Below are 12,124 nucleotides of genomic sequence, written 5' to 3' on the forward strand. Positions count from 1 at the left end.
ACGCAACAGCGCTGCTGTCCGACTGTTGCCCGGGCAACAGTTCAGTTCAGCTTGTAGGCCTGGAGCAGGAATATCTGGAATGCCCGCGCCGAATACTGGTCGCCCGGCGGCAGGACGAACGGCGGCAGGCGCCCCTTGCGGCGCTTGACGTCGGCCCAGCGCTGGCCATTGCGCGAATGGAACTGGCAGAACGGCTGGTCGCCCAGGTAGAACACCCCCGGCCGCGGCTCGCGGATGCGCGGCCAGCGGCGCAGGCAATCCAGCAGCGGGTCGAGGTCGGCGAGTTGTTCCGGCGAACAGTACGGCATGCAGCGATCCTCTTCGCCGGGTCGGGAAACCAAGGTTGCTGTGACTGGAGGGCCGGGCGGACTCGGCGCGGCCAGGAAAGCGGCTGCCGAGAGCGAGCGACACAGGCGAGCGGAGCGAGGCATGGCGACGTCCCTGGTCCAGCCAACGAGATTCATCGCTCCGTTGTAGAACAGCCGCCGTCCGGGTTCTTGCCGGTTTTGTGGGGGAATTGTGAAAGACTGTAAAGCACCACGCTCACTTGCCCACCAGCGAGACCACGTTGTGCCGTGGCGAGGTTTCCAGCTCGCCGATCTTCTCCAGGCGGGCGCGCACGATGTTGCGGCTGATCCCCAGCAGGCGTCCGGTCTGCAACTGGTTGCCGTGGCAGAAGCGATAGGCGGCGCGGAACACGGTTTCCTCGATGTGCTCGTAGAGATCCTCGCGGTTTTCCTCGAACAGTGCCTGCAGCGCCGCTTCCAGCGCCGAGCCGGCGGCGCTCTCGGGAGCGCGGCGCAAGCCGCTCGGCTCCTGGCGCGCACGCATGTCGATGAGGTGCAGGTCGGCCGGCTGGATCAGGCGGTTGCGGCAGACCAGCAGCGCGTGGTGGATGGCGTTCTCCAGCTCGCGGATATTGCCCGCCCAGGAATGCCCGAGCAGCTTGCGCTCGGCTTCCGGGCTCAGGCTCGCGCTGGTGTAGCCGAGGCGCCGGCAGTGCTCGGCGATGAAGTACTCGGCCAGCGGCAGGATATCGCCACGGCGCTCGCGCAACGGCGGCAGCTGGATGGTCGCCACGTGCAGGCGGTAGAACAGGTCCTCGCGGAAGTGCCCGGCGACCACCGCGTCGGCCAGGTCGACGTTGGTCGCCGCCACCAGCCGCACGTCGATGGGGATCGGCTGGCGCGAACCGAGCCGCACCACCTCGCGCTCCTGCAGCACGCGCAGCAGCTTGACCTGGATGCTCGGCGGCAGGTCGCCGATCTCGTCGAGGAACAGGGTGCCGCCGTTGGCCGCCTCGAACCAGCCGGCCTTGCTCTGCAACGCACCGGTAAAGGCGCCCTTCTCGTGGCCGAACAGCTCGCTCTCCACCAGGCTCTCGGCGAAAGCACCGCAGTTGACCGCGACGAACGGGCCGCCGCTGCGTCCGCTGAGGGCATGGATATGGCGCGCCACCAGCTCCTTGCCGGTGCCGGTCTCGCCGATGACCAGCGCGTTGGCCTCGCTGGGCGCCAGGCGCTCGATGCGCTCCAGCAGCTCGCGGGAACGGGGGTCGTTGAACACCAGCACGGTGGCGCGCACCGATTTGGTCAGCTCGCGGGCGTGGGGATGGGTGATGACGGACATGCTGGGTTCCGAGCCGGGGAATGTGCGCCCATCTTGCCCCAGGAACCCATAGATTAAAAAATTCTGAATTCGTATTTATATATTCGAATAAAAGATATAGCCACGCCTCCTAGGGCAGTACGCCAAGCAGCGACCAGACCCGGCGCGCCTCCGAGTCCGCATTGATCAGCTCCGCCAGCAGCTCGCTCAGCGGCTTGTTGCCCCATTCCACCGCGCGCTTGATCAGGTAGGGAACCGGGCTGTGCGGCTCGGTGCGCGCCAGGTAGTCGGCGATCAGCAGCAGTTGCCGATAGGCGTCCTCGCGACTGGTCGGCGCGCCAGCCGGTCCGCTCGGCGCGCTCGCCGGGACGCTTTCCTCGCCGTCCGCGTCGCCTTCGGCGGCGTCCGCCTCCGCGACCGGTGGCTGTTCTTCGGGCAGCGGCGCTTGCGGGTGCATGGCGATGAACTCCTTGAGCAAGGCCAGCCATTGCGCGATGACCTCGCGCAGCGGCTGGCAACTGGGGGCGAGTTCGCCCAGGCAGCGGTCGCACCACTGTTCCAGGCGTTGCAGTTGCTGCTGGCAGGCGAACAGGCTGGCCTGCTTGCGCTGCCATTGCACCAGGGGCTCCGCGCGCAACGCTTCGTCGAGCTTCTTCTGCTGAAGTTGCGCCGCTTCCAGCGCCGCCTTGGCGCTCTTGCTGTCGCCGCTGGCGACCTGCTGGCGCTGCAACCTCTGCCAGGCATAGAGGGTGATCTCGGCGAACGCGCCCTGCCCCATCAGCGGCAGGCGCGTGTGCAGCAGCTCGGCATAGCGGCGCAACAGCCAGTCGATGGGCGGCACCCGCCACGACTGGTCGCCGTCCTGGGCTTGCGGATGCACCTCCTCGGGGTAGCGCTCGCAGAGTTCCGCCAGCAGCACCAGCGCGCGCTGCAATCCGCCCAGCCCGCCGCGTTGCAGCCAGGCCTCGCCGAGCCAGGCGGCGAGCATCAGGTCCTTGCTGCGCCGCTGCAACAGTTCGCTGGCCAACTGCTCCACCGCGGCCCAGTCGGCGCGCTTGGCCTCCGCCTGCCAGACGCCGGTCGGCAGGCTGCTGTCGTCCTCCCGGCGCAACTCGCGCAGGCGGTCGTAGTCCGGGTCGTAGCGCAGGCTGGGGCCGCACGGCTGTTCCGCGGCGATGGGCTCGAGCAGCACTTCCAGGGACAGGGCGTTGCCGGAAAGAGGCAGGGTCATGGGATACCTCCGGTGCTGGCGACGGTGGCCGGCAACAGCGTCGCGAACGGCGATTGCGGCGCGCGCACCGGCAGCGGCTGGATGGACAGCGGGGTCTTGCCGCCCAGGCTCATCAACGACAGGCGGAGGAACATCCGCGCCTCGTTTTCCGGGCTGTAGGGCGCATACACCGGCAGTTGCAGGACCAGCGGAAACTCCGTGTAGTCGACGTTCGGCGGGCGCTGCCGGGAGAAGTGCGCACGCATCATGCGCAGCAGCGCCCAGGAGCCCTGGTAGCTCCAGCCGGCCTCGAGGTCGGCCACCGCCAGGCTGGCCTGGCGCGGGTCGTCTGCCGGACGCTGCGAGCCGTTCTTCGCCCAGCGCAGCATGATCTTCAGCGGATCGCCGACGTTCCAGGTCAGGCCCTTGTCCTGCGCGCCGGGGAACCGGCTTTCCTGGACGCCCGAGTACAGGCTCCAGGCGATCACCTGGTCGGCGCCGCGTTCCAGGCTGCGGTCGCTGCGCCAGTCGATGTCCAGGGCGACGCCGAGCAGGCCCGACTTGTCGCGCTCGAACAGCGGGCCGAGCCAGCGCTGCGCCTGCTCCAGGCGGCGGACGAAGTCCTCGGCGGCCGGCAGGTCCGGCGAGCGAACCTGGGCCAGCCCTTCGCGCACCTGCGGCAAGCGCGTCTCCATCAGCTTCAGCAGGTGCCGCACCCGCCCCGGCTCGGCATCGGCCGCTTCCAGGCTGTAGGCGAACGGGAAGCGTCCGGCGAGGTACTGGTTGAAGTAGTCGGCGAGGTCCTTCCAGGCCTGCGCCGCCTGCTGCTGTTGCAACGACTGGCAGCGCCCGAGCGCGCCCTGGCGCAGGTCCACCAGGCGCGTCGCCAGGTCGCTGCGGCTGGACGGCAGGAGCACGCCGTTGAGAATGTCGACGCAACTGCCGATGTCCATCTGGTTGAAATCGTTACCCACCAGCTTCGCCAGCTGCGCCGCGGTGCTCGCCGGGTTGTCGGCCTTGAATTTCTGCAGTTCGGCGTTGAGCGCGCTGAAGCGCACGAACGCGTTGTAGTCGGCGGTGGCCAGGCTGGACTGCTGCGCCTGCAGCCACTCCAGCGCCGGGGCGTGGCGCTCGGCGACCGCGGCCATGGCATTGAACTGGCTGGTCAGGCTCTGCTTCAGCTCGGCGCTGTCCTGGGCGCGGAACGCCTGCAGGCCGAAATTCGGCGCGCCCGACCAGCGACTGAAATCGACCGGCTCGCGCAGCACCGCCTGCTCGTCGATGTCGCGCAGGGCCTGGCCGATATCGGCCACGGCCAGCGCGTTGAGGCTGGCCAGCAGGCGCGCGCCGGCCTGCATGTCCTGCAACTCCAGCAGCGCCGCCTGCAATGCCTGGACCTGCTTGACCTGCACGTCGAAGCGCGAGGCATTGCGGCTGGTCAGGCTGCGACTGCGCGGCCCGAGGCTCTGCCACATGGCCTCGGTCGTCGCGCTGGCGGCGGCGTGCAGGACCGAGTAGCGATAGCGCGGGTTGAGCGACGGCAGGGTGCTCTCGTAGTAGCCGCTGAAGTCGTTGAAGAAGCTCAACGCCTGGGTCACGCCGATGTCGTCGATGCTCAGCAGGGAGTGCTCCGCCAGCGTCTTGCCGGCCAGGGCCACGGAGACGAAGTCCTTGGTCTTCAGGTCATCGATGGCGCGTTTCAGGCCGAGCAGGTCATCGGCCAGCTTGAGGGTCGCCCCCTGCTTCACCAGCAGGCCGTCGCCGGCAGCCTCCGGAGGTGCGATCCATTCGCTGCGGAACTGCTGCTGCAACTGCACCGTGAGGTTCTGCAGTTCCTCCACGCGGTCTCCCAGCAGGCTGCTTTGCTGGGCGCTCTTGAGCAGGTTCTGGTAGCCAGGGACGAGATCCTGGCCGACGCCATTGCCCCAGATCAGGTTGATGCGGTTGACCTGCTGCTGCAGGTGGTTGATCAATTCGCCGACCCCCAGCAACTGGGCCGCCGTGGCATCTCGTTCCTGGCCGAGCTGCGCGAGTTCCTGGGTCAGGGCATTGCCGGTGCGTTCCAGGCTGTCGGTGAGAAAGTAGGCGTTCAGCCAGCGGGCCATCAGGTCATGGAAGTTATCCGCCGCCGTGGCGCCGACCCGGCCCAGGTCGAGGGCGGCGAGATCGGCCGGACGCTCGGCGAACAGCGTGCGGTTGTAGTAGGCCAGGCGCGCCAGGCTGCCGGCGTTGTAGCTGCTGCCCAGGGCGTCGTTGCTCAGTTGCAGGAGATCGTCGAGCGGCGTCTTGCGGTTGTCGATGGCCTGGGCGAACAGGCGATTGTGGCGCTCCAGGGTAGTGGCGCGGGCGACCAGGTCCTTCGCCGCCAGGTAGTCCTTCCACTGGCTGGGGTCGTCGCCCTCCTTCAGGCCGGGCTGGCCGTCGCTGCGGATCGCCCGCAGGTCGCTTGCCTCGCCTTCCAGCAGGCTGCGCAGCGGGCGTACCAGCAGGCGCTCGGAAACGCGGCGATACGCGCTGTCGATACGTGCATCCAGGGAGGAAAACCAGGAACTGGGAAACGCCAGCGAAGTGAAGCGCCAGCGCGGCGCCTGTGACACCAGTTGCCACCAGGCCTGGACGTTCTGCCGGACCTGGGCGGCGCGCCGAGTGTCGTCGTCGAGCGGCTGGTAGCGCTCGCTGGCGCCATGCAGCAGTTGCGACAGTTCGCCGGCGTCGCGCAGCGCGTCGCGCCAGACCCAGGTCATCAGGCCGCCCCAGAGCAGGCACAGGCACAGCGCAGCGAGGCCGATACCGCGCTGCCAGCGCTGGCGCAGCTGGAGGATGCGCGGCACCGCCTGGGCCAGGCCTTCCTCGGCAAGGATCCGCCGTGCCCACAGTTGGCTGGCGAAGCTGCTGCGCCGACGCGGCGCGTCGACCGCCGGCAGGGCTTCGTCGCTTGCCGCCCCCGCCGCCTCGCTGCCGCTCAGGTAGAGACCGCGAAAGCGCGGCGCCTCGCCCCTGGCGTTGCCCTGGAAGACCGGTTCGAGCAGCGCCTGCAACGAACCGCGGAGGCTTTCCAGGCGTGGCGGCAGGCAATACAGGTCGTTGTTCACCTGGCCGCGCAAGGTACCGAGTTCGACGATCGACTCGGTCAGGGTGACGGTGATTTCCTCCAGCGCCTGCTCGCACCAGCGCGACTGCCAGGCCGCCTCGGCGGCGAACGGCGAGGACCAGCCGAGGGCGCGCTCGCGCGCCTCCTCGGGCAGCGCCGCGAGAAGTTCCTGGAAACCCGGCAGGTCTTCCAGGCCAGTGATCACCACGTACACCGGCAGGCTCAGGCCAAGGCGCTGGGTCAGCTCCACGTAGCGACGACGGGCGGCGAGGCCGAGGGCGGCCGCCTGCTCGCCATCCTGCAACCGCGCCAGCGGAATGTTCCAGACCACCCCGTCCAGCGCGCGCCTGCCGCGCAGGCGCAGGAACAGACGCAACAGGCGCAGCCAGGCGCCGCTTTGCCGGCGCAGGCCCTCGTCGGGCAGGAACACCGACTCCGGCACCAGCAGGATCGCCCCCTCGCCGTCCGACCACCAGCGGCCGAACCAGGCCGGACGCGCCACCGGCAGCAGGCGCCAGGTGGCGCACAACTGCTCGCCCTCGGTCTCGTTGCCGAGCATCAGCAGCCAGGGCGCTTCGTAGCGGCCCTGCCAGCCCTGCTCGCGCTCCATCTGCCGGACCGCCGCGTAGAAGCTGCGGATCTCCGTACCGCCCCGGGTCCGCCACCACCAGCCCAGCGCCCCCAGCAGCAGCGCCAGCAGCAGCAGGAGGAGAACCAGCATGAACAGCGTCGCGCCGCTCATGGCGCCTGCTCCGCATCGGCCAGGTGGGTCACCGCCGCCATTTCATGCTGGATGTCGCGCCAGAACAGGTGCCCGATGCCGCTCATCAGCAGCACCAGGCCGAGCACCGCCAGGCCCAGGCGGAAACCGTCCGGCAACGCCGCGCGCACCGGCAGGCGCCGTGGCGGCGCGGCGGCAGGCTGCTCAAGGCGACGGCCGAGGTCGGCGGCGTCCGCCTCGCGCTGCCAGGCGAAGGCGAACAGCGCCTGCCGCCACTTCTCGTGCAGCGCCTCGCCGCGCGGCCCGCGCAGGCGACCGCGGAAGCCGAGGATCAGACATTGCAGGTAGACGTTGGCCAGGTCGCGACTGGCCGGGGCGCGTTCGTCGAGCAGGCGCTTGATCGCCAGCGGCAGGTATTCGCCCGCCTGGCGACTGCCGTAGAGATGCGACTCCAGCGGTTTTTCCTGCCAGGCGCCCTGTCCCGGCCAGGCGCTGAAGACCAGAGTCTCGTCGACCAGGGCGACGAAGGCATAGACCATCGCCTTGACCTGCACGCCCGCCGCGTCGCCGACGCTGGCGAAGGCGCTGCGCCACAGACGCCGGGTGATGCGGGTGGACAGTTCGAGGGCGCGCTCGACCATCCGCGGCACATCCTGGGCGTCGCGGTCGAGGGCGCCCCAGGCCTCCAGCCATTCCTGCCAGGCCTGGCGGAATGCCGTGCTGAGCGGCTGCTCCTGGTACGCCTGGGAAAAAGGCCCTGCACTCCCTTCGGGCATTGGCGGCTCCTTCCTGTCTAGGTGTTGTCGCTGCCGTCGGCGACGAACAGCACGATCTGCCAGGGACTGCTGGCGACCCCGCTGACCGGCGCGACGATGCGCAGCGGCTGGCCGGCATCGAACCAGTCGCCGGCGCCCTGCACGACGAACAAACGGGTGTCGTCGCCGACGCTGTAGGCCACCTGTTCCTGGCGATTCATCGGCTGCCGCGCCAGCCCGCTCATGCGCTGCCGGGCGAGCAACGGCAGGTGCGGATCGGAGGCGACGATGGCGCGCTCCAGCCAGTCAGCCGCCGCCTGTTCGCCGGCGCCGGCGGGCATCCGCAGGCCGACCACCAGGCGCTGACGCGGCGCCGGATCGGGCAGGCGCACGGAAAACACCTGTTCCTCCTGCTCGAACGGCAGGCAGCGGTAGCCCGCGCGGATCGACTCGATGGCGCGCTCCAGCCAGTCCAGCAGCGGCTCGTAGCCACGCCGCAGGTCGAGGAAGTCGAGCGCTTCGAAGGCCGGCACGCCGGCCAGCGGATCGAGCGCCGCCCAGGCCCCGGCCAGGCCCAGCAGGCTGCCGTGCAGGGCCAGCGGCGAGGCCGCGCGGCTTGCCAGCAGGCCTTCCACCTCCGGCAGGCGGGTCCAGAGCGCGGCGAGCTGGCGACGGACTTCCACGGCGTCGTCCTGGTTGCCCGCCTGCTGCGCCAGGCGCAGGCGCCCGCCGAGGAACAGCGCCTTCTCCCGGGCCCGCGCGCAGAGCGACTGCACGCGCCTGCCCAGGGGCGATTCCGGCAGCACCAATGGCGTCGGCGGGACGTAGGGCAGGCTGACGTAGGCGCCGCCCTCCTTCGCCACGCGCAGCAACGGCAGGCACACGGAGTCGGCCTTGCCGTCGTCGCCGACCAGCCGCAGCGACGCTCGCCAGACGGTGATCGGCTCGGGGTGCTCGCCGCTGGCCAGGTCCGGCAGCGGCGCGCCGACCCGCGATTGCAGACGGCCCTTCAGCGGCAGCAACTGACCCGCCCGCCACAGCGGACTGACCGCCAGGTGGACGTTCAGCAGCGGCCCTTCGGCGGCCGCCAGCGCTGTCTCCAGGTCGAACTCCAGCGGCGCGTCGACACCAGCCTGCACGCTCACCGGCAGGCCGTCGGGCAGGATCGCTTCGAGGTGCAGGACCCGCACCTGGCCGGCGCATAACGCCGAGGGGTCCAGTTCCAGGGCGGTCACGCCCCAGAACCAAGGGTTGCAGGCCTGTCCGGTGCGCGCCGCCAGCGCCTCGGCACGCAATCCCTGCAACTGGAAATGCTGGGGAAGCAGTTGCATCCCTTCGTGCCAGCACACCGCGTCAGGCAGAACACTCATACGACTCCCCTTCGACGTCCTACGTTGTCGTGCACGACGGTCGCTCGCCTGCCCCTTCGCTAGGGCGCGGCGGGATCGTTGACCAGTCGCATTTCCCGGGTATCCAGACGCAGCCAGACGCGCTGCTGCTGGTCGAGGCGCAAGCGGTGCGCGCCGGGTGTGTTATAGCCGGCGAAGACCAAAAGTCCAGTTGCGCGGTCGCCGCGCAAGGGGAACGACTCCGACTCGATGAACTGCCCCGGGACCAGCTCCAGGCTCCATACCGCGAACTGCTGCCGGTAGTCGCGGCGGTACTGCTCGCGATTGGCGAACCACTGGCTGGCCGGCAGTCCGGCCAGCTCCTTGAACAGCTCCGCATCCTTCACCGCGACGAAGTCCACGGCGATCGGCGAGTCGTCGTTGGCGCGCGCGGCGACATCCAGGGTCAGCCGCTGCAACTCGACCCGCGGCGCGAAGAAATACGAGCAGCCGGACAGCGCCAGGATCGCCAGCGCCAGGGAGAATTTCCGACATATGGTGAAACATCCGTGCTTCATGGGAGTCCAACGAAAATTTTATTTTGCAAATCCATAGACCTGTTCTAGCGTCTTTTGTAGTTCGTCGCCAGTGACGGACCAGAGGGATCGCCAAGGACAGGTTCTGCGCCGTTTTCCCTGTCATGCCTGTGATCCAGCAAGGGACTGCGATGATCAGGGCATCCCCCGATGCATTGCGCCCCCACCATTGCATCGGAGTCAGCCGCCATGGCCGAGAGTACGCAGCACAAGCTGGACCGGGTGCGCCCGCCGCGCGTGCAGATCACCTACGACGTCGAGATCGGCAACGCCATCGAGAAGAAGGAGCTGCCCCTGGTGGTCGGCATCCTCGCCGACCTCTCCGGCAAGCCGGATACCCCGCCGGCGAAGCTGGTCGAACGGCGTTTCGTCGACATCGACCGCGACAACTTCAACGAGATCCTCTCCTCCATCTCCCCCCGCGCCACCCTGCAGGTCGACAACACCATCAGCGGCGACGACAGCAAGCTGAACGTCGAGCTGCGCTTCAACCACATCGAGGACTTCGACCCGGTCAACCTGGTGAAGCAGGTGGTCCCGTTGCGTCGCCTGTTCGAAGCGCGCCAGCGCCTGCGCGACCTGCTGACCAAGCTCGACGGCAACGACGACCTCGACCAGCTGCTGCAGGACGTGGTGGCCAACACCGAAGGCCTGCAGGAAATCAAAGCGGCCCGCCCGGAAGCCGAAGCGGCCCCGGCCGGCGACAGCGAACCCCCGGCCGACCAGCCGGCCTGACCCTCTTCCCGGAGAAGCCGCCATGCCCAAGTCATCCGCCGCCGAACAATCCGGCGAGAGTTCGACCCAGACCCTGTCCCTGCTCGACGAGATCATTGCCAAGGGCCGCATGGCCCACGACGACAGCCAGCAGGACTACGCCCGCGACATGCTCGCGGAATTCGCCACCCAGGTCCTCGACGAGGGCATGGCCGTCGACAAGGACACCGTGGCGATGATCAACGACCGCATCAGCCAGATCGATGCGCTGATCAGCGACCAGCTCAACCAGATCATCCACCACCCCGAGTTGCAGAAGCTGGAAGCCTCCTGGCGTGGCCTGCACCAACTGGTGAGCAACACCGAGACCAGCGCGCGGCTCAAGCTGCGCCTGCTGAACGTCGGCAAGAACGAACTGCAGAACGATCTGGAGAAGGCGGTCGAGTTCGACCAGAGCGCACTGTTCAAGAAGATCTACGAAGAGGAATACGGCACCTTCGGTGGACACCCCTTCAGCCTGCTGATCGGCGACTTCACCTTCGGCCGCCATCCGCAGGACATCGGCCTGCTGGAGAAGCTGTCGAACGTCGCCGCGGCTGCCCACGCGCCATTCATCGCCGCCGCCAGCCCACGCCTGTTCGACATGAACAGCTTCACCGAACTGGCCGTGCCGCGCGACCTGACCAAGATCTTCGAGAGCCTGGAACTGATCAAGTGGCGCGCCTTCCGCGAGAGCGAGGATTCGCGCTACGTGTCCCTGGTGCTGCCGAACTTCCTCCTGCGCCTGCCCTACGGCCCGGAGACGCGACCGGTGGAAGGCATGAACTATGTCGAGGACGTCAACGGCACCGACCACTCCAAGTACCTCTGGGGCAACGCCGCCTGGGTCCTGGCGCAGCGCATCACCGAGGCCTTCGCCAAGTACGGCTGGTGCGCGGCGATCCGCGGCGCGGAAGGCGGCGGCGCGGTCGAGGGCCTGCCGGCGCACACGTTCCGCACCAGCTCCGGCGACCTGTCGCTGAAGTGCCCGACCGAGGTGGCGATCACCGACCGCCGCGAGAAGGAACTCAACGATCTCGGCTTCATTTCCCTGTGCCACAAGAAGAACAGCGACGTGGCGGTGTTCTTCGGCGGCCAGACCACCAACAAGGCCAGGCTCTACAACACCAACGAGGCCAACGCCAACGCGCGCCTGTCGGCGATGCTGCCGTACGTGCTGGCGGCATCGCGCTTCGCCCACTACCTGAAGGTGATCATGCGCGACAAGGTCGGCAGCTTCATGACCCGCGACAACGTGCAGACCTACCTGAACAACTGGATCGCCGACTACGTGCTGATCAACGACAACGCACCGCAGGAAATCAAGGCGCAGTACCCGCTGCGCGAGGCGCGGGTGGATGTCAGCGAGGTGGCCGGCAAACCGGGGGCCTACCGCGCCACGGTGTTCCTCCGGCCGCACTTCCAGCTCGAGGAACTCAGCGCGTCGATCCGCCTGGTCGCCAACCTGCCGCCGCCGGTAGCGGCGTGAGTCCGCCCCCGCCGGCAGCGCCGGCGGGGCGCCCTTCCCGTTCCAGACAGCCCCTCTCCAGGAGTCAGATGCGATGGATGCGATCATTCTCGATTTCGGCAGCGACATCAAAGGCGACAGCCTGCTCGTCGGCTACGAAAACAAGATCGAAATCATGTCCTACAGCCACAACGTGGCGATGCAGGTCACCAACGACGTCAGCAACTCGGAGCGCACCTCCGGCAAACCCCACGTCGGCGAATTCACCCTCACCAAGTTCATCGACACCTCGACCCCGACCCTCAACGAATACTGCTGCGCCGGCAAGCCGATCGCCGAGGCGACCATCACCATCGGCCGCAACGCCGCCGAGGGCAACGGGCAGATCATGCCCTTCATCGTCTACACCCTGAACAACGTGGTGCTCTCCAACGTCAGCGTCAGCGGCGGCGCCGGCGGCAAGCCGGTGGAGACCCTGTCGCTGAACTTCACCAAGATCAAGTGGGAGCTGACCGCGCAGAAGGACGACGGCACCAAGGAAGGCACGGCCGCCTCGACCTGGGACCTGGCCGCCAACCAGCTGGTCAAGTGACC

Annotated in this window: 10 protein-coding genes; 3 read left to right on the forward strand and 7 right to left on the reverse strand. The window is 68.4% G+C overall.

Features of this window, described 5'->3' with window-relative positions; genetic code table 11:
- Positions 1 to 41: 41 nt before the first annotated feature.
- The 7 genes from AC4OR5_RS25645 to AC4OR5_RS25675 all read right to left on the reverse strand — a co-directional run bounded on the left by AC4OR5_RS25645 (position 42) and on the right by AC4OR5_RS25675 (position 9,291).
- Positions 42 to 308 carry a hypothetical protein gene (locus AC4OR5_RS25645; RefSeq protein ID WP_058159982.1) on the reverse strand — a complete coding sequence of 89 codons (267 nt, stop codon included), beginning with the start codon at positions 306 to 308 and terminating at the stop codon, positions 42 to 44.
- Positions 309 to 543: 235 nt separating this feature from the next.
- Entirely contained in the window at positions 544 to 1,629 is a 1,086-nt protein-coding gene (locus AC4OR5_RS25650) for a sigma-54 interaction domain-containing protein (protein WP_043105085.1), read from the reverse strand.
- A 109-nt stretch (positions 1,630 to 1,738) separates the two neighbouring features.
- Positions 1,739 to 2,839, reverse strand: a complete 1,101-nt coding sequence (gene tssA / locus AC4OR5_RS25655; protein WP_034016716.1) for a type VI secretion system protein TssA — start codon at positions 2,837 to 2,839, stop codon at positions 1,739 to 1,741.
- Positions 2,836 to 6,651 carry a type VI secretion system membrane subunit TssM gene (locus AC4OR5_RS25660; RefSeq protein ID WP_058159981.1) on the reverse strand — a complete coding sequence of 1,272 codons (3,816 nt, stop codon included), beginning with the start codon at positions 6,649 to 6,651 and terminating at the stop codon, positions 2,836 to 2,838. Before AC4OR5_RS25660 ends, tssA begins: the two co-directional genes overlap by 4 nt.
- A complete protein-coding gene (locus AC4OR5_RS25665; RefSeq protein ID WP_003131567.1) occupies positions 6,648 to 7,406 on the reverse strand; it encodes a DotU family type IV/VI secretion system protein in 759 nt (252 codons plus the stop codon). The genes AC4OR5_RS25660 and AC4OR5_RS25665 overlap by 4 nt, the downstream gene beginning before the upstream one ends.
- 17 nt (positions 7,407 to 7,423) lie before the next feature.
- Positions 7,424 to 8,755 carry a type VI secretion system baseplate subunit TssK gene (tssK, locus tag AC4OR5_RS25670; protein ID WP_023094023.1) on the reverse strand — a complete coding sequence of 444 codons (1,332 nt, stop codon included), beginning with the start codon at positions 8,753 to 8,755 and terminating at the stop codon, positions 7,424 to 7,426.
- Positions 8,756 to 8,814: 59 nt separating this feature from the next.
- Complete coding sequence (locus tag AC4OR5_RS25675; protein ID WP_023434891.1) at positions 8,815 to 9,291, reverse strand: hypothetical protein; 477 nt, start codon at positions 9,289 to 9,291, stop codon at positions 8,815 to 8,817.
- 207 nt (positions 9,292 to 9,498) lie between these two features.
- Between AC4OR5_RS25675 and tssB the strand changes: the two genes are divergently transcribed.
- The 3 genes from tssB (at position 9,499) to AC4OR5_RS25690 (ending at position 12,122) form a co-directional block, all read left to right on the forward strand.
- Positions 9,499 to 10,044, forward strand: a complete 546-nt coding sequence (gene tssB / locus AC4OR5_RS25680) for a type VI secretion system contractile sheath small subunit (protein ID WP_003089493.1) — start codon at positions 9,499 to 9,501, stop codon at positions 10,042 to 10,044.
- 22 nt (positions 10,045 to 10,066) lie between these two features.
- Positions 10,067 to 11,551 (forward strand): type VI secretion system contractile sheath large subunit, encoded by a 1,485-nt coding sequence (gene tssC / locus AC4OR5_RS25685; RefSeq protein WP_003089494.1) that lies wholly within the window; start codon positions 10,067 to 10,069, stop codon positions 11,549 to 11,551.
- Between the two features lie 73 nt (positions 11,552 to 11,624).
- Complete coding sequence (locus AC4OR5_RS25690; RefSeq protein WP_003089495.1) at positions 11,625 to 12,122, forward strand: Hcp family type VI secretion system effector; 498 nt, start codon at positions 11,625 to 11,627, stop codon at positions 12,120 to 12,122.
- The last annotated feature ends 2 nt before the right edge of the window (positions 12,123 to 12,124 follow it).

This window comes from Pseudomonas sp. YA1, assembly GCF_058680555.1.

Excerpts from the sequence above, each read along its gene's own strand:
- AC4OR5_RS25645 (WP_058159982.1), bottom strand. The coding sequence starts at position 308 with ATGCCGTACTGTTCGCCGGAACAACTCGCCGACCTCGACCCGCTGCTG.
- AC4OR5_RS25650 (WP_043105085.1), bottom strand. The coding sequence starts at position 1,629 with ATGTCCGTCATCACCCATCCCCACGCCCGCGAGCTGACCAAATCGGTG.
- tssA (WP_034016716.1), bottom strand. The coding sequence starts at position 2,839 with ATGACCCTGCCTCTTTCCGGCAACGCCCTGTCCCTGGAAGTGCTGCTC.
- AC4OR5_RS25660 (WP_058159981.1), bottom strand. The coding sequence starts at position 6,651 with ATGAGCGGCGCGACGCTGTTCATGCTGGTTCTCCTCCTGCTGCTGCTG.
- AC4OR5_RS25665 (WP_003131567.1), bottom strand. The coding sequence starts at position 7,406 with ATGCCCGAAGGGAGTGCAGGGCCTTTTTCCCAGGCGTACCAGGAGCAG.
- tssK (WP_023094023.1), bottom strand. The coding sequence starts at position 8,755 with ATGAGTGTTCTGCCTGACGCGGTGTGCTGGCACGAAGGGATGCAACTG.
- AC4OR5_RS25675 (WP_023434891.1), bottom strand. The coding sequence starts at position 9,291 with ATGAAGCACGGATGTTTCACCATATGTCGGAAATTCTCCCTGGCGCTG.
- tssB (WP_003089493.1), top strand. The coding sequence starts at position 9,499 with ATGGCCGAGAGTACGCAGCACAAGCTGGACCGGGTGCGCCCGCCGCGC.
- tssC (WP_003089494.1), top strand. The coding sequence starts at position 10,067 with ATGCCCAAGTCATCCGCCGCCGAACAATCCGGCGAGAGTTCGACCCAG.
- AC4OR5_RS25690 (WP_003089495.1), top strand. The coding sequence starts at position 11,625 with ATGGATGCGATCATTCTCGATTTCGGCAGCGACATCAAAGGCGACAGC.